Origin of the sequence: Gallibacterium genomosp. 3 (assembly GCF_001678475.1) — a bacterium.
Classification (GTDB): domain Bacteria; phylum Pseudomonadota; class Gammaproteobacteria; order Enterobacterales; family Pasteurellaceae; genus Gallibacterium; species Gallibacterium faecale.
In genome coordinates, this window is record NZ_JTJR01000011.1 from 115,863 (window position 1) to 131,660 (window position 15,798).

The following is a 15,798-nucleotide window of genomic DNA, read 5'->3' on the forward strand; positions in this document are numbered from 1 at the left end:
TCCTACGCTTGATGTAAACCACACTCTTTGCTCGATTGGTTTTCCCACCACCAACGACCAGCGCGAATTTCTTCGCCTTGTTTCACTGGACGAGTGCAAGGTTCACAACCAATGCTTGGGTATCCTTGTTGATAAAGAGTATTAAAAGGTAAGTTAAACTGTAAAACATATGCCCAGACATCTTGTTCAGACCAATCAAAAATAGGATTGTATTTAGCAATTTGCCGAGTATGATCCCACTCAGCGAACTCAAGTGATTGGCGAGTAACAGATTGAGATTGACGTTGGCCAGTGAGCCAAGCGTCCGCATCGTGTAAAGCTTGATTTAACGGTATGACTTTGCGGATATAACAGCACTGTTTCCGAGAAGCAACACTGTCATAGAAACCATTCTCACCATATTGCTGAATATATTCAGCGACTTGTTGTTGATCAGGTTGATAACGAACTACGGGTAAATCTGGATAGGTTTGTTGTAATGAATGTAGAAAATCCAGCGTTTCCTGATTTAATCGACCTGTATCTAGGGTAAAAATGGTGACATTTGTATTGAGCTTGCTTAAGACATCCATAATTATCATATCTTCTACGGCTAAGCTGTGAGCAAATTTAACCTGTTGATGTTGGTCGGCAATTTGTTGTAAGCGTTGCTGTAATACCGCGATTTTTTGTTGTAACTCGGGTTGTTGTGCTTGAGTAAGCTGCGGAATTTGCCACAGTGCTGGGCGTTGTAAACTCATTTCCTTGTCCTTGGTTAAAACGATTAAGCGACTTTTTGTTGTAATGTTATTGGGGTAGTGTAAGTAGCAGTTTGTCCAAACCATTGCAGTTGTTGTTGTAATGCCACTACCTCACCGATGACCAATAGGGCTGGTTTTTCAGCTTGTTCAGCTAATTGTGTGAGTGTGTCTAATGTGCCAATTTGTGTTTGCTGTTGAGCTAGTGTTCCTTGACTAATCACCGCAACAGGCGTATCTGCACGACGACCATAAGCCAATAAGTTAGTTTGAATTTCGCTGGCTTTGATTGTGCCCATATAAACCACTAAGGTGGTGTGGGGTTGAGCAAGACTACGCCACGCTAGAGGATTACCATCTGCTTGGCGATGACCAGTGATAAAAGTAACACTTTGTGCATAATCACGATGGGTCAATGGAATACCTGCATAAGCGGTTGCACCAACGGCAGCAGTGATACCGGGAACAACACTGAAAGGTATGTTGGCTTGGTTAAGTGCTTGTAGTTCTTCACCACCACGCCCAAAGACAAAAGGATCTCCGCCTTTTAAACGAACAACACGTTTTCCTTGTTTCGCGTAACTAATTAATAAGTTATTGATTTGTGTTTGACTAATGCTTGGCTTGCCTGCACGTTTACCAACTAAAACACGATCTGCATCACGACGGACTAAATCTAAAATCTGTGATGAAATAAGTGCGTCATATAGCACAACATCTGCTTGTTGAATCGCTTGTAGCCCTTTTAATGTTAATAATCCAGCATCACCAGGACCTGCACCGACTAAAGTCACCTCGCCTAATTGTGCAGGGCGTTGTTGAAGTTGCTCCGCAATAAATTGTTCCGCTTGTTCTACCTGTTGATTCTGAGTTAGGCGTTGGAATTGGCTATGATTAAACAGGGTTTCCCAAAAATAACGGCGTTGTTTTAATTGACTGATGGTGGCTTTGACTTTACCGCGCCAACGTCCTGCAATTTCTGCCATAGTGGAGAGATGTTGCGGTAATAATGCTTCTAACTTTTCACGTAATAGACGTGTTAGCACGGGTGCGGTACCCGCACTAGAAATAGCAATTTGGACTGGGCTGCGATCAATAATAGACGGAAAAATAAACGAACAGTGTGCTTGATCATCTACGGTATTGACTAAACAATTTTGTTGTTGCGCTAATTGGTAAACTTGTTGATTTAATGCTGTATCATTAGTTGCGACAACAACTAAGCTCACTGTGGCTAATTGTTCGGCAGAGAATTGTTTGCTTAACCAGTTAATTTGACCCGTTTGCCATAGCGTGTGTAATGGTGAACTAAGTTGTTCAGCTACTACTTGAATTTTTGCGTGCGCTTGGCGTAATAGGTCAATTTTGCGTTTGGCAATATGCCCACCACCTACGACTAAAACTTCTTTGTCTTTTAAATCAATAAAAATGGGTAGATATTGCATTGTCACTCCCTCTCTCAATGCGTTTTTATTTTTTTATACGGCAAAATTAATATGGCTAAAAATAGTAAAAAATTATCTGTTATAACTTTTTATGATATAAACCGCTGATTCGGCGTTGAGTATTAATGTAGATAGAGCTGATCAAACTGCCCGCCATCTGCAAAATAGCGTTGATTGATCTGTTGCCAGCTACCAAATTGCTGATTGACATCAAAAGTATTGATTGTTGGAAAATTCGCCTGATATTGAGCAAAAACAGCCGACACATTTGGACGAAAACCACTCTGAGCTGCGATATGTTGTGCTGGTTCTTGCCATAAAGATTGAATAAAACGTTGTGCTAATTGTTGAGTATGGTGGCGTTGGCTATTTTGATTTACTTCTGCCACTAAAACGGGAACATTGGCACTGATACTTGGATACACTAAAGTAAACTTCTCTTTTCCGATTGTAGCTTGTGCTAACAGTGAGGCTTCATTCTCTGCGGTAATCAGCACGTCGCCAATCGCGCGCTGGCTAAAGGTAATACTGGCAGCTCTTGCACCAGTATCAAAGACAGGCACATTTTTTAAGAATTTCTGGATAAATTGGTTGACTTGGTGCGGATCTTTGAGCTGTTTTTGCGCATAACCGAGCGCAGATAAGTAGGCATAACGACCATTTCCAGATGTTTTTGGGTTTGCAAACACCACTTTCACATCTGGGCGGATTAAATCTTGCCAATCATGAATATTTTTAGGATTTCCCTCACGTACTAAGAATACCATCACAGTATGAAAAGGGATTGCCTGATTGGGATATTGTTGTTGCCAGTCGGCTGCCACTAAGCCTTTTTTCACTAAACCGGTAATATCATTTTGTTGATTTAGCGTAACCACATCCGTAGGTAATCCGTTTTGTACGGCAATCGCTTGTTTACTCGCACTAGCAAACGATAGGGCGATATTCGGCGTAACCTGATATTGTTTGGCATATTGTTCAGAAAAAACAGGAAGATAGCGTTTATAGTAATCACGAATAACATCGTACCCAGCTAACATTAAGGTTTGATTTGCAAAGGCTGATGATAAGGTGATACTACTGAATAATAGACTATAAATAATTGATCTAATTTGCATATTTCACTCCATTGATGGTTGTTATTACCATTCTGTTTTTACTGAAGTGAAGTTATACGGAAAAAGGGAAAATGAGAAAAATAGTAAAAAATTATAATTTATAGCAATTTAAACTAAATCCACCGTTGATCTCTTGACCTTTCCCTTAGGGAAAGCTTTACCATCCAAGCCATTCTGTTTTTATTCTTACTAGGAAGGTAACCATGAAAAACACCCGTTTACTTAGCAAGTTAATCTTAGTTGGCGCCTCTGCTTTTGCAGTGTTAGCACAAGCCCAAGCTACTACGATGGAAGTTTGGAAAAGCCCGACGTGTGGCTGTTGTAATGAATGGATTAGCTATATGAAAAATAATGGCTTTGAAGTCAAAGTTCATGAAACTGGCAATGCTAAACAACATCAATTATTTGGGATTAAAGATGATTATGTTTCTTGCCATACCGCAGTCGTTGATGGTTATGTGATTGAAGGACACGTGCCAGCAGAAGATGTAAAACGATTATTAGCTGAAAAACCTGACGCTATTGGGCTTTCTGCACCGGGAATGCCAGTTGGATCACCAGGAATGGATGGCCCAGCCTATCAAGGACGTAAAGATGCATACGATGTCTTATTGTTGAAAAAGAATGGCGAAAGTGAAGTATTTAGCTCGCATAATCAGGAATAGGAGAGAGGAATGAAACGTCGAGATTTTTTACGTTATGGGATTGGTTTAAGTTTAATTAGCTCCTCTCTTTATTCACTTGCGAATACGATGGGACAGATGGAACATCATCATGCGATGATGGGAATGCAAGCTCAAGTACCTTTGATGCCATTAGATAAGCTACCAAGTCAGCAACCATTAATTACAACATTACCGAAATTAAAGAATTTATCGAAGCAAGCTGGTGTCTTTAAAGCAAAATTAGTTGCTGAACCAACAACGATAAAATTAGCGGGCGATCAACCAACAGAGTTTTGGGCATATAACGGCCAACTACCCGGCCCTCAAATTGAGGTATTTGAAGGTGATGAGGTAGAAATAGAGTTCGTTAATCATTTACCACAACCTACCACAATCCATTGGCATGGTTTAGATGTACATAGTGGGGCGGATGGGAATCCACAAGATCCTGTTGTACCAAATAGTCGCAGAATCTATCGTTTCACTATTCCTGAAGGCAGTGCGGGTACTTATTGGTATCACCCACACCCACATGGTTATGTGTCAGAACAGGTGTATAAAGGATTGGCTGGGACATTGGTCGTAAAAGCCAAACAAGATCCGTTATCTCAACTTGATGAACAACATTGGGTGATTTCTGATCTGCGTTTAACGGAAGATGGCAAGATCCCTGCTAACAGTATGACGGATTGGATGAATGGTCGTGAGGGTGAAATAGTTCTGATTAACGGTCAGTATCAACCGAAAATTAAAGTACAACAACAACGAATCCGTATTTGGAACGCAACCAGTGCACGTTACTTACGCTTGAAAGTGCCAGGTGTGCAATGGGTGGTGCTTGGAACAGAAGGTGGGTTATTAGAGAAAGCTTTAGCCCCACAAGATGAACTGTTTTTAGCCCCGGCAGAACGGGTAGAAGTGATGATGATTGGTGATACACAGGGTGAGGCAGTATTACAGAGTTTGTACTATGAACGGCATAAGATGATGGTACAAGAACCTGCAACGAATTTAACCTTGGCACAAATTGAAGTGAAGGCAGAACCAGTTACATTGCCTGAGAAATTACGTATTTTACCAGAACAAGAACCAGCTAAAGTAGTTCGTCAGGTAAGGTTTAGTGAACAGATGATGAATCACGAAGCTATGTCTCCAGAAAATCATCATAAGATGATGATGGCACATTCAACAGAACATAGTGTGGATACAGATAACCCAGTACCCGCAATGATGGAAGGGGTATTCCTGATTAATGGTAAATCGTTTGCTATGGATCGAGTGGATTTTGTTGGTAAGGTTGATCAAGTGGAACAATGGGAAATTTTTAATGAAAGCCATATGGATCACCCTTTCCATTTACATGGCACACAATTTGAAGTGATCCAAACTACATTAAACGGTAAAACCAAACCAGCTCCTTATCGAGCATTAAAAGATGTGGTTAATTTGCGTCCTTATGAAAAAGTTGTCATTCGTTTTAAACAACGCCATACTGGCTTAAAAATGTTCCATTGTCATATTCTTGAACACGAGAATTTAGGAATGATGGGACAATTAAAAGTAGAGTAACTTGGTTACAAGTTAATACATAAATTACTGTACTCTTCTGTTGAGTAGGAGAGTACAGTTAAATTTAAGCCCAAATTACCATAACAGCAGAAATCACCACTAGAATTAAACCTATATGATCCGCTTTATTTAATTTTTCACTAAACCAAAATAAAGAGATCAAGATACTGAAAAAGATTTCAATCTGCCCTAATGTTTTAACAATAGCTACTGACTGCATACTCATCGCACTAAACCAGCCCAATGAAGCTAAAAAACTGCATAAACTTACGGTTGATGTAAGGCGTTTACGTTGCCACATCGCCTGCAAAGTTTGTGGTTTAAAGATAGCTAACACCAGTAACATTAAGATACATTGGAAACTAATAATGCTGCATAACACCCAAGCAGCACGATGCAAAAATGGTAACATATCGAGCTGTAAACTGGCTTGACGAACTAATAAAGAAGTAATCGCAAAACATAAACCACTACCGACACCAATCAATAAGGTGGTATAGGATAACTGGATATTTTTACCCCCTTTACTTAATAAGAAAACAGCAATCGCACCAATAAAGACACCGACCCAGCCCCACACCGATAAGTAATCTTGTAAAAATGCCACACCAATCAATGCGGCTAAAATAGCTTCACTTTTGGCAAGTCCTACACCAATGGCATAATTTTTTTGTTTAAATAACGCTACCATTAAAGCGGTGGCAATAATTTGACTAAGCCCAGCAATAACAATATCAATCAGATATTGATAAGAGAAATGTACACTTTGTGCGGGTGGTTGTGTGGAATATAAAATAGCTAAATAAGTGATGGCTAGTGGTACTGCACAAATAAAACGCGCAAGAGTGACGCCATATACATCAACAGTCGTACTTAATTGTTTCTGAAAGGCATTACGCCAAGCTTGCATAAAGGCGGCTAATAGAGTGAAGAATATCCAAAACATTTTAATCTACGATAATCTTTGTGGTTTACTGAGTTAAGTAGTCTATACCTTTAGTAGGTGTTCACCAAGTAGAAGCAAAACAACGAGGTAGAAAATAGGATAAAGTGGATTTGTAACCTCGATCATCTTTGGCTTATTTCTAAATTGCATATTAATTAATTTTTTATTCTTTGCTAATCAGTTTGCCCTCGTTCATATTGACTAACCATTCCGTTTTATCTTTTAACAAGAGTGGATTTTAGTGTTTTATGAATATTCTCAATACGCCCGCAGTATTAGCAGGATTTAAAACGAGTTTCACCGTCAGTTTATTGTGGATTGGCAGTATGATTGTACTGCCATTGGTGATGCTATGCGTCACCGTCTTACAATTAGAGTGGCATACATTTTGGCAAGTGATTTTAAATCAACGTGTGTTGGCTTCTATTTATCTCTCTTTCAAAATGGCTTTCTTTGCTACTTTGGTTAATCTATTTTTTGGCACATTAGTTGCTTGGGTTCTCGTCCGTTACGCTTTTCCCGGAAAAGCGCTACTTAATGCGTTAATTGATTTACCTTTTGCATTACCAACCGCCGTAGCGGGTATTGTATTAGCAACGTTATATGCACCCAATGGATTAATCGGTCAGTTCTTTGCTCAATTTGGTTGGCAAATTGCCTTTACGCCATTAGGTATTGGCGTGGCATTAGTTTTTGTCAGCTTTCCTTTCGTGGTGAGAGCAATTCAACCCGTATTAGCCAGTCAAGAAAAAGCTCTAGAAGAAGCAGCACATATTCTAGGTGCAAGCCGTTGGCAAACTTTTCATAAAGTATTATTACCAACGCTTTATCCAGCAATGGTAAGCGGTGCTGGTATGGGATTTGCACGTTCGTTAGGCGAATATGGTTCGGTGATTTTTATTGCTGGCAATATCCCAATGGTGTCTGAAATCGCGCCTTTAATGATTATGTCTAAGTTAGATATTTATGATGTACAAGGTGCAGCAGCTGTTGCCTTTGTGATGTTGGTATTTTCGTTTGCCGTGCTGTTGTTATTCAATACTGGGCAAAACTATTTAAATCGTCATTTTGTCAGTAAATAGGAGTTTGTATGCAAAATTCAGCTTTTCACTGGCAACGTTATCTCTGTTTAACTTTGAGTTTCCTGTTTTTAGGTGTGGTATTACTCGTGCCTTTATTCAGTATTTTTTACTATGGTTTGCAGGCGGGCTGGCATATTTTTGTTGAGTCCTTACAAGAAGTAGAAGCACGAAATGCAATCTTATTAAGCGTAATGGTGATTGCGATTGTATTACCGCTTAATCTATTTTTTGGCTTAATGATGGCATGGTTATTAGCTAACTTTGATTTTAAAGGTAAAGCCTTACTAGGCGCATTAATTGATTTACCGTTAGCTATTTCTCCAGTTGTTGCGGGGTTAATGTTTGTGTTGCTATTTGGTGTCAATGGATTATTTGGAGGTTGGTTAATTGATCATGGCATTGAGGTAATTTTTGCCTTGCCAAGTATTATTTTGACCACCTTATTTGTTACCTTTCCGTTAGTAGTGAAATCTTTATTACCAACATTAAAAACCTTAGGCAACCAAGAAGAGCAAGCTGGTTTAACGCTGGGCGCATCAGGCTGGACAATCTTTTTCAAAATTACTTTACCTAAAATTAAATGGGCATTGTTATATGGCGTAATCTTAGCGAATGCACGTGCGTTGGGCGAGTTTGGCGCTGTCAGTGTTGTGTCTGGCAATATCCGCAATTTGACGAATACTATCCCTTTGCATATCGAAATTCTTTATAACGAATATCAATTTACAGCGGCATTTGCTTGTGCCTCGTTATTAGCAGCAATGGCACTTTTTACACTATTAGCACAACACGGAATTGTCTATTGGCAAAAACGTAAAGCAGTTGCATTAAGTCAGAATTAAGAGGTTGTTATGACAATTCGGATTGAAAATTTAAATAAAACGTTTGGACAATTTACAGCATTATCTCAGATTAATTTAGAATTTCCGCAAGGTGAATTTACGGCGTTATTAGGACCAAGTGGGTGTGGTAAAACGACCTTATTGCGGATTATTGCAGGATTAGATTTTGCAGATAGTGGCAATATCTTATTTTCAGGACGAGAAGTTAGCCATTTAAGCGCGAAAGAGCGTAAAGTTGGGTTTGTTTTTCAGCATTATGCGTTGTTTCGTCATTTAACTATTTTTGAAAATGTCGCTTTTGGATTGCGTATCCAACCACGTAAACAGCGTTTATCTGCTACCGAAATTGAACAACGAGTGATGGAATTATTACGCTTAGTGCAATTAGAAAAATTTGCACAGAGCTATCCAGATCGATTATCGGGTGGACAACGCCAACGTGTTGCGTTAGCTCGTGCTTTAGCGGTAAAACCAGAAGTATTATTACTTGATGAACCTTTCTCTGCGTTAGATGCACAAGTACGTAAAACCTTACGTCGTTGGTTAGCTCAATTACAGAAAGAACTAAATATCACCAGTATTTTTGTTACGCACGATCAAGAAGAAGCATTAGAGGTGGCTGATCGTATTGTGGTGATGAATCAAGGGAAAATTGAACAAGTTGATCAACCAGAACAAGTTTATCATGCGCCACAAAGCCAATTTGTGAATTCATTTGTGGGAGATAGTAATGTATTTCGTGGGGTATTAGACCAAGAGAATTTTATTGTCGGTGAGTTCGCACATCGCTTAACGAAACAACAAACAGCAACCACGAATGGTGATACGGTTGCGTATGTACGCCCATATGAATTAACGCTTTCTCGTTCTGCAGAAAATGCTTTAGCGAAAGGGGAAATAGTACATATTTATTCTATTGGATTTTTAGCGCGAATTGAGATTATGAGTGCGCAAAGTGAACAGCCGATAGAAGTGTTATTAACCAAAGAAAAACTGCAAACGGAACAATTTAAAGTGGGTGAAACCGTGTTTTTAATCCCTGATAACTTAAGTTTATTCCAAAATATGAATATTTGAGTCTGGAAAATTGGATTATCCACAGAGAAATTCGCCCCTTTTGATTGGGGCGAAATCTCAGTAATCAACGTTAATGCTTTCTCTTAATTCGCCGAATTTTGCCTTTTCTTGGTTGTGAAGACACAGAACCGAGATAAATTGCAAACATAGTAATGGCTGCGCCGCCCCATTGAATTAAATTAATTGGTTTATCTAAAATAGAGTAGTCGATAATTAATGCTGCAATAGGCTCTGATAAAAGTAACAATCCTGTTAGTGCAAGAGAAAGTAATGGCACGCAATAGGCAATCATCCCCCAAGCAAAACATTGCATGACTGCACCATATACAAACACCCAAAACCAATCTGAAACAGTAGTTGGATAGAGATTATCTGCATTTAATAGTAATGATGGTGGTATTAATGCAATCATTCCACCGATACTAATTAACAGCATCATAGGATAAGTTGATGTCTGTTCGACCTCGTGTGTTTTACGAATAAACACCATTGATAAGGCAAGGAATAAACTAGACAGAATACCGCTAATGAACCCCCATAAAGCATTGTTGTTATAAGAAAATTCACTACCAGTAATCAAATAAACCCCAATAATGGCTAAACAGAGGCTGACCAACTGCATGAATGATTGTTTTTCTTTGAAATAGAGAAAACTAATTGCTGTCAGAAAGAAAATTTGCAGGCTGTTTAGTAAGGTGGAAATACCGGGACCAACGGCGTAAACACTTTCATGCCATAACGCCAGATCGAACGCTAAAAATACACCAGCAAGCAGGGCAAAAGCGATAGCTTTACGAGAGGTTGGCATACGCTGTTTAAAACTAATTGCCAAAATGAAAAAGATGACTGCGGCAATGGCTAATCGCCAAAAAGCGATAGCATAAGCCCCGACCGGTACATGGGCAACAATTAAGCTGCCCAAACCAAACACCACACAACCGAAAATAATGCCGGGTATGGCGAGGCGTTGTTTTTGCATATTTTCTTCCTATTTGATATTTAATTATTATCTTGCTTTCGTTGAAGCTGTATAGAGTTCCATTGCTTTTGGCATAAGCCGTTCTAAGTTTTCTTTACGAGATTTATCGCTTGGGTGAGTAGAAAAAATGGTTGGAATAGAACCACTATTACTCATTTTTTGCATTTTATCCCATAAATTTGGTGCGGCTTGTGGATTAAAACCAGATTGTGCACTTAACATTAAACCCACTTCATCAGCTTCATTTTCAGCACTTCGCGAGAAAGGTTTCATAATTCCAAGGTCAGCTACACTACCAACTAAATCTTGCGAAGCGCCAGCACTAATACCTTGAGAGGCTAAAGCCCCCATAGCGATTACAGCAGCAATAGACACGGCTGTTTGACGGTTTGCTTGGCTTTTACCGTGTTCAAGTAAAGCGTGAGCCATTTCGTGCCCCATGACTACGGCAATTTCATCATCAGTTAGATTCAATTTATTGACTAAACCGGTATAAAACACCATTTTTCCGCCCGGCATTGCCCAAGCATTAAGTTCGTTAGACTTAATTACAGTAATTTCCCAATCAAATGGTACGCCGGTTTTATTGTATTGGCGAGCATAAGGTACCATTTTGCTAAAAATACGGTGGACACGTTTTGCGGTTGTTGAGGTTGTATCAACTGTTCCTTTACCTCTTTCCGCAGTAATGGCTTGATGATATTGGTTAGCAGAAGATTGATTAATTGAACGGGTATCTGCACAGCTGGCTAATAAAATCGTCATACATAACGCAGTTAAAGTACGTTTTAATGTTGGCGAAAGAGTGAGCATAGTAGATTCTCCTATTTTGTGATGAATAAGAAATAGTTGCCATAGTGGCTATCATTTCGTTTTTTATTACAAAGATCAATAGCAAAGATTTAACAATTTAAGCATTTATTTGTAACCTTTTGCGGTAACGGGCTGGTGTGATACCAAATTGTGCCTTGAAAGCATCATGAAAAGCAGTTTCGGATTGGTAACCAACTTTTTCCATAATTTGTGTAATGCTTAAATGAGATTGTATTAATAATTTTGCGGCAAGGGACATCCGTAAAATCCGAATTAATGTTTGGATACCCATACCGGTTGCCTGATGAAATTTCCGTGCAAACGTGGCTCGGGAAAGATAAGCGATATTAGCAAGCTCTTCCGTAGTATAAGAAATCGAGAGATCTTCTAGAATGGTTGTCATCACTTTACTTAATGCGGGATCAGAAAATAGCCCGATCAGATTTTGTTGTTGCGGCAATTCAGTTAAATGACGTAAGGCAAACAACAATAATAACTCACACATCGCTTTAATTGCAGTTGCACTTCCTAAATGACGAGCTAAAGCCTCTTGATGAATCAAACTCGATAACGCTTGTAATTGAGGAATATCCTTTAATGAAACGATTAACGGTTCTGGTAATAGCTTCAGTAAGCCAGCGGCTGCGTGGTTGGTCGCTCGATAATGTCCGCATAACATTTGCAGCGTAGGATCGGTTGTACAGTTGTGTCGATATAAAATGCCGTTTTGCTGTTCTAACTGTAAAGGTTCTTGAGAAGCTTGATGACCAATATGATGCTTTCCACCTTGTGTCCATAGACAAAAATCACCTGCTTGCAGATGATAGGTCTGTTGTGCGGAATGCATATCGCAACTTCCCTCCAACAATAAATGAAAATAAGCAGTGCCTTTTTCAGCTTGCTGATGTTCAATTAAATAAGGTGCTTTGAAACTGCAAAACACATCAATAGACGTTTTGATATCTAATAATTCTAGGAAACGATCAATACTATCCATAACTTTAAATGAGATGATAACGTAGTTTTTTGCGATTCTAACATCTTTATAGTCTTATAGGAAAGGTGCAAAATAGCCTGCGTCAAATCGAGATAACAATGAATTTATGAGGAGAAAATTATGTTAGATTGGAAAAAATATCGTACTCAATTAATGAGCCGTTTAGGTATCTTCAGCAAACTTTCACCAGATACAATGAAAGGTTATCAAACCTTAAGTAAAGCAGGTGAAGCAAGTGCATTAGATGCAAAAACCAGAGAATTAATTTCTTTAGCGTGCGCAGTAACAACTCGTTGTGATGGTTGTATTAATGTACATACTGACGCAGCGATTAAAGCAGGTTGTACTCAAGAAGAGATTGCAGCTGCTTTAGGTGTTGCTGTGGCGATGAATGCAGGTGCAGCAATGGTTTATTCTGCACGTGTATTAGATGCCTATGAAACATTAAAAACAGAATAATGATTTTTTAGTGAGTGTCAGAGAACAAAAACCGTTATATCCGTGAGGTATAACGGTTTTTTATAAGCTAAAAATTAATTATTTTTTCGCACGTTCAAATGAAGCTAGGATTTCTTCACGTGCAGCAGCAACGTCTTCCCATCCATCAACTTTCACCCATTTACCTGCTTCTAATGCTTTGTAGCTTTCGAAGAAGTGTTGGATTTGTGCTTTTAATAATGCAGGAATATCATTCACATCTTTGATGTGGTCATATTCTTTAGTTAATTTGCTATGTGGTACAGCAATTACTTTGGCATCTTGACCAGATTCATCAGTCATTTTTAATACGCCTACTGGGCGGCAACGAATAACTGAACCTGGTTGAAGTGGATATGGTGTTGGGACTAATACATCCACAGGGTCGCCATCTAAAGAAAGTGTGTTATTGATGTAACCATAGTTTGCTGGATAGAACATTGCAGTTGCCATAAAACGGTCAACAAATAATGCTCCAGACTCTTTATCTACTTCATATTTAATCGGATCTGAATTTGCTGGAATTTCGATTACAACATAAATATCATCTGGTAACTCTTTACCAGCAGGTACATTTTTTAAACCCATTGTATATTCCTTCTAATGAAAAAAGTTAAGTAAAAAACTTTGCGATTATAGCCCTATTTGTTACAAAAAGTCGAGAATTAGCTTGGTAACAGCGTCATTCCATATTGAAATAATCCCCAAGCAATAACCAACATAATTATACCGATTATACAATCAAGAATTCGCCATGTTATTGGTTTTTTGAATAGTGGTGTTAGTAGTGAAGAACCATAAGCTAAGCCAAAAAACCAGATACCTGAAGCAAGGATTGCACCAAGCAAAAACCAAATTTTCTCACTTAACATTAAAGTCCCAGCGACTCCGCCGATGATTACAACCGTATCTAAATAAACATGCGGGTTCAATAGTGTAATACTTAAAGTGATTAAGATCGTTTTAAGTAAGGTATTTTGGTTCTGCTCCTCAGTAGAAACTTGTAAGCCACTGTTTCCTCGATAAGCACTCCGCCATGCGCGTAATGCATAAATAAAAAGGAAACCTGCTCCAATAAAGGCTAATGTGATAGAGGCAATCTGATGTTCGCTAATAAATGATCCTAGCCCCAAAACACCTAAGCTAACTAAAATTGCATCACATAAGAAGCAAACTAAAGCGACTGCAAAAATATGTTGCTTTAATAGCCCTTGTTTAAGAACAAAGGCATTTTGTGCTCCAATAGCTACAATTAAGCCACCAGAAACGAAAAAACCGTGAATTAGTGATTGCATTATTTCTCCTATGGATAAAGATTAATGGCACCTTGATAACCAAGCTGTCGCCAAGCTTCATAAACGGTTACCGCTACTGAATTGGATAAATTCATACTGCGACTATTCGCACACATGGGAATTCTAATTTTCTGTTCAATCGGCATCGCGTTCAAGATATCCATTGGTATGCCTCTGGTTTCTGGGCCAAACATTAAGTAATCACCTAGTTGGAATTGAACTTGGCTGTGAGCTGGACCGCCTTTGGTAGTCAACGCAAATAGACGATTTGGTTTTTCGGTAGCAAGAAACTCCGCATAGTTTTGGTGATGTTGAATGGTTGTAAATTCGTGATAATCCAAGCCTGAACGGCGTAATTTTTTATCATCCCATTGGAAGCCGAGAGGATGAATTAAATGTAAACGGAAGCCACAGTTGGCACAAAGACGAATTATATTCCCTGTATTTTGTGGGATTTCAGGTTCATAAAGGACAATGTCTAACATAATTTTTAACTTGAGAGATAAATAAAAACCTAATATTTTTCTACTTCTTTACTTTGTTGGCAACTAGTTAGGCGGTAATTTTATATTTACCGCCTTAGTTAAGAGTTTAAGCACAAAAATGTTGCACTAATTTTTTTAATAAATCTCTAGTTGGTTGAATAAATTCAGCAGCTAAAAACTCATCTGGTTGGTGAGCTTGTTCAATAGAACCTGGACCTAAAACTAATGTTGGGCAAAGCTGTTGAATAAACGGGGCCTCAGTACAATAATTGGCAGAAACACAAGGCTTACCTAATAATTTTTCTACCACCGCGACAATTTCTGCTTTATGTGAACATTCATAACCTGGGATACCATCATGCAGATGTTTTATTTGTAGTAAATCTCCGTATTGTTCAAATAGCGGTTGTAGCTTCTCCTGAATCATTTCATCTAATGACTCTAATCCCATATTAGGTAATGGACGAATATCAAACTGTAATTCACAACAGCCACAGATTCGATTCACTGCATCCCCACCGTGAATAGAACCAAAGTTTAAGGTTGGATAAGGCACGGCAAAAAAGTCATTATGGAATTTCTCTTTTAATTCATTACGTAGCTGCATTAGATGTCCTGTTGCATGATGCATAATTTCGATTGCGTTAATTCCTTTATCAGGATCACTAGAGTGGCCAGAGCGACCAATTACCGTTACTGAATCGCCAAAATGCCCTTTGTGAGCACGGACAGGTTGTAATGAAGTTGGCTCGCCAATAATCGCACAATCTGGGCGAATTTCAGCGTGTTTAGCGAAAGTTCTTGCCCCTAACATCGTAGTTTCTTCATCCGCAGTGGCGAGAATACGTAAAGGTTTTTGTAGCTTGCTTAAATCCATATCACGTAATGTATCCACGATAAAGGCGAAGAATCCTTTCATATCAGCAGAACCTAAACCATAAAAACGTCCATTTTGTTCGGTTAATTTGAAAGGATCAAATTGCCAGCGTCCAGCATCAAATGGCACAGTATCTGTATGACCTGCTAATAGCAAACCACCCTCGCCACTGCCATAAGTTGCCAACAAATTGTATTTATTGTTAGAACCTTCAATTGGCAAAATATCAACTTTAAAACCAAGATCTGTTAGCCAGTTAGCTAATTTTTCGATTAGTGGTTTATTACTATGATCTAATTGAGGATTATCTGTACTACTAATGGTCGGAATTTCGATAAGTTGTGAATATAAAGAAAGAAAATCTGGAAGATTTGCCATGGTTACCTCAAATAAA

17 protein-coding genes are annotated in these 15,798 nt (G+C 38.8%); 6 read left to right on the forward strand and 11 right to left on the reverse strand.

Annotated features, from left to right (window positions below; all coding sequences use genetic code 11):
- Nucleotides 1-2 precede the first annotated feature (2 nt).
- The 3 genes from QV06_RS03345 to QV06_RS03355 all read right to left on the reverse strand — a co-directional run bounded on the left by QV06_RS03345 (nt 3) and on the right by QV06_RS03355 (nt 3,300).
- Nucleotides 3-740: a phosphoadenylyl-sulfate reductase gene (locus tag QV06_RS03345; protein ID WP_065236940.1), complete on the reverse strand. Its 738-nt coding sequence runs from the start codon at nt 738-740 to the stop codon at nt 3-5.
- Nucleotides 741-763: 23 nt separating this feature from the next.
- Nucleotides 764-2,182, reverse strand: a complete 1,419-nt coding sequence (gene cysG / locus QV06_RS03350) for a siroheme synthase CysG (protein ID WP_065236941.1) — start codon at nt 2,180-2,182, stop codon at nt 764-766.
- A gap of 122 nt (nt 2,183-2,304) precedes the next feature.
- Entirely contained in the window at nt 2,305-3,300 is a 996-nt protein-coding gene (locus QV06_RS03355) for a sulfate ABC transporter substrate-binding protein (protein WP_065236942.1), read from the reverse strand.
- A gap of 203 nt (nt 3,301-3,503) precedes the next feature.
- On the opposite strand from QV06_RS03355, the gene QV06_RS03360 reads away from it, so the two are divergent.
- Both QV06_RS03360 and QV06_RS03365 read left to right on the forward strand, forming a co-directional pair.
- Nucleotides 3,504-3,965, forward strand: a complete 462-nt coding sequence (locus QV06_RS03360) for a DUF411 domain-containing protein (RefSeq protein ID WP_065236943.1) — start codon at nt 3,504-3,506, stop codon at nt 3,963-3,965.
- 9 nt (nt 3,966-3,974) lie between these two features.
- Nucleotides 3,975-5,534 (forward strand): multicopper oxidase family protein, encoded by a 1,560-nt coding sequence (locus tag QV06_RS03365; protein ID WP_065236944.1) that lies wholly within the window; start codon nt 3,975-3,977, stop codon nt 5,532-5,534.
- A gap of 64 nt (nt 5,535-5,598) precedes the next feature.
- Here QV06_RS03365 and QV06_RS03370 read toward each other — a convergent pair whose 3' ends face one another.
- Nucleotides 5,599-6,480 (reverse strand): DMT family transporter, encoded by an 882-nt coding sequence (locus QV06_RS03370; protein ID WP_209435873.1) that lies wholly within the window; start codon nt 6,478-6,480, stop codon nt 5,599-5,601.
- Between the two features lie 248 nt (nt 6,481-6,728).
- Between QV06_RS03370 and cysT the strand changes: the two genes are divergently transcribed.
- Genes cysT through QV06_RS03385 form a run of 3 tightly spaced genes read left to right on the forward strand, consistent with a single transcriptional unit; the run spans nt 6,729 to nt 9,481 of the window.
- On the forward strand, nt 6,729-7,562 hold the full coding sequence (gene cysT / locus QV06_RS03375) for a sulfate ABC transporter permease subunit CysT (protein WP_065236946.1): 834 nt from the start codon (nt 6,729-6,731) through the stop codon (nt 7,560-7,562).
- A gap of 8 nt (nt 7,563-7,570) precedes the next feature.
- Nucleotides 7,571-8,404: a sulfate ABC transporter permease subunit CysW gene (gene cysW, locus QV06_RS03380; protein ID WP_065234766.1), complete on the forward strand. Its 834-nt coding sequence runs from the start codon at nt 7,571-7,573 to the stop codon at nt 8,402-8,404.
- 9 nt (nt 8,405-8,413) lie between these two features.
- Entirely contained in the window at nt 8,414-9,481 is a 1,068-nt protein-coding gene (locus QV06_RS03385) for a sulfate/molybdate ABC transporter ATP-binding protein (protein ID WP_065236947.1), read from the forward strand.
- 70 nt (nt 9,482-9,551) lie between these two features.
- Here QV06_RS03385 and QV06_RS03390 read toward each other — a convergent pair whose 3' ends face one another.
- The 3 genes from QV06_RS03390 to QV06_RS03400 all read right to left on the reverse strand — a co-directional run bounded on the left by QV06_RS03390 (nt 9,552) and on the right by QV06_RS03400 (nt 12,270).
- Nucleotides 9,552-10,460, reverse strand: coding sequence for a DMT family transporter (locus tag QV06_RS03390; RefSeq protein ID WP_065236948.1), 909 nt, complete (start codon nt 10,458-10,460; stop codon nt 9,552-9,554).
- A gap of 27 nt (nt 10,461-10,487) precedes the next feature.
- Entirely contained in the window at nt 10,488-11,273 is a 786-nt protein-coding gene (locus QV06_RS03395; RefSeq protein WP_082985027.1) for a M48 family metallopeptidase, read from the reverse strand.
- Between the two features lie 97 nt (nt 11,274-11,370).
- Nucleotides 11,371-12,270 (reverse strand): AraC family transcriptional regulator, encoded by a 900-nt coding sequence (locus QV06_RS03400; RefSeq protein WP_065236949.1) that lies wholly within the window; start codon nt 12,268-12,270, stop codon nt 11,371-11,373.
- A 120-nt stretch (nt 12,271-12,390) separates the two neighbouring features.
- Between QV06_RS03400 and QV06_RS03405 the strand changes: the two genes are divergently transcribed.
- On the forward strand, nt 12,391-12,729 hold the full coding sequence (locus QV06_RS03405; RefSeq protein ID WP_065233609.1) for a carboxymuconolactone decarboxylase family protein: 339 nt from the start codon (nt 12,391-12,393) through the stop codon (nt 12,727-12,729).
- Nucleotides 12,730-12,807: 78 nt separating this feature from the next.
- On the opposite strand, the gene ppa is transcribed toward QV06_RS03405, so the two are convergent.
- The 4 genes from ppa to argE form a co-directional block, all read right to left on the reverse strand.
- Nucleotides 12,808-13,335 carry an inorganic diphosphatase gene (gene ppa, locus QV06_RS03410; protein ID WP_065233602.1) on the reverse strand — a complete coding sequence of 176 codons (528 nt, stop codon included), beginning with the start codon at nt 13,333-13,335 and terminating at the stop codon, nt 12,808-12,810.
- A gap of 77 nt (nt 13,336-13,412) precedes the next feature.
- Nucleotides 13,413-14,042 (reverse strand): LysE/ArgO family amino acid transporter, encoded by a 630-nt coding sequence (locus QV06_RS03415; RefSeq protein WP_065236950.1) that lies wholly within the window; start codon nt 14,040-14,042, stop codon nt 13,413-13,415.
- Nucleotides 14,043-14,050: 8 nt separating this feature from the next.
- Nucleotides 14,051-14,527, reverse strand: a complete 477-nt coding sequence (gene trmL / locus QV06_RS03420; protein ID WP_065236951.1) for a tRNA (uridine(34)/cytosine(34)/5-carboxymethylaminomethyluridine(34)-2'-O)-methyltransferase TrmL — start codon at nt 14,525-14,527, stop codon at nt 14,051-14,053.
- A gap of 106 nt (nt 14,528-14,633) precedes the next feature.
- Nucleotides 14,634-15,782: an acetylornithine deacetylase gene (gene argE, locus QV06_RS03425; RefSeq protein WP_065236952.1), complete on the reverse strand. Its 1,149-nt coding sequence runs from the start codon at nt 15,780-15,782 to the stop codon at nt 14,634-14,636.
- Between the last annotated feature and the right edge of the window lie 16 nt (nt 15,783-15,798).

Bases quoted from the DNA above. Each gene is read 5' to 3' on its own strand.
- QV06_RS03345 (WP_065236940.1), bottom strand. From the start codon at position 740: ATGAGTTTACAACGCCCAGCACTGTGGCAAATTCCGCAGCTTACTCAA.
- cysG (WP_065236941.1), bottom strand. From the start codon at position 2,182: ATGCAATATCTACCCATTTTTATTGATTTAAAAGACAAAGAAGTTTTA.
- QV06_RS03355 (WP_065236942.1), bottom strand. From the start codon at position 3,300: ATGCAAATTAGATCAATTATTTATAGTCTATTATTCAGTAGTATCACC.
- QV06_RS03360 (WP_065236943.1), top strand. From the start codon at position 3,504: ATGAAAAACACCCGTTTACTTAGCAAGTTAATCTTAGTTGGCGCCTCT.
- QV06_RS03365 (WP_065236944.1), top strand. From the start codon at position 3,975: ATGAAACGTCGAGATTTTTTACGTTATGGGATTGGTTTAAGTTTAATT.
- QV06_RS03370 (WP_209435873.1), bottom strand. From the start codon at position 6,480: ATGTTTTGGATATTCTTCACTCTATTAGCCGCCTTTATGCAAGCTTGG.
- cysT (WP_065236946.1), top strand. From the start codon at position 6,729: ATGAATATTCTCAATACGCCCGCAGTATTAGCAGGATTTAAAACGAGT.
- cysW (WP_065234766.1), top strand. From the start codon at position 7,571: ATGCAAAATTCAGCTTTTCACTGGCAACGTTATCTCTGTTTAACTTTG.
- QV06_RS03385 (WP_065236947.1), top strand. From the start codon at position 8,414: ATGACAATTCGGATTGAAAATTTAAATAAAACGTTTGGACAATTTACA.
- QV06_RS03390 (WP_065236948.1), bottom strand. From the start codon at position 10,460: ATGCAAAAACAACGCCTCGCCATACCCGGCATTATTTTCGGTTGTGTG.
- QV06_RS03395 (WP_082985027.1), bottom strand. From the start codon at position 11,273: ATGCTCACTCTTTCGCCAACATTAAAACGTACTTTAACTGCGTTATGT.
- QV06_RS03400 (WP_065236949.1), bottom strand. From the start codon at position 12,270: ATGGATAGTATTGATCGTTTCCTAGAATTATTAGATATCAAAACGTCT.
- QV06_RS03405 (WP_065233609.1), top strand. From the start codon at position 12,391: ATGTTAGATTGGAAAAAATATCGTACTCAATTAATGAGCCGTTTAGGT.
- ppa (WP_065233602.1), bottom strand. From the start codon at position 13,335: ATGGGTTTAAAAAATGTACCTGCTGGTAAAGAGTTACCAGATGATATT.
- QV06_RS03415 (WP_065236950.1), bottom strand. From the start codon at position 14,042: ATGCAATCACTAATTCACGGTTTTTTCGTTTCTGGTGGCTTAATTGTA.
- trmL (WP_065236951.1), bottom strand. From the start codon at position 14,527: ATGTTAGACATTGTCCTTTATGAACCTGAAATCCCACAAAATACAGGG.
- argE (WP_065236952.1), bottom strand. From the start codon at position 15,782: ATGGCAAATCTTCCAGATTTTCTTTCTTTATATTCACAACTTATCGAA.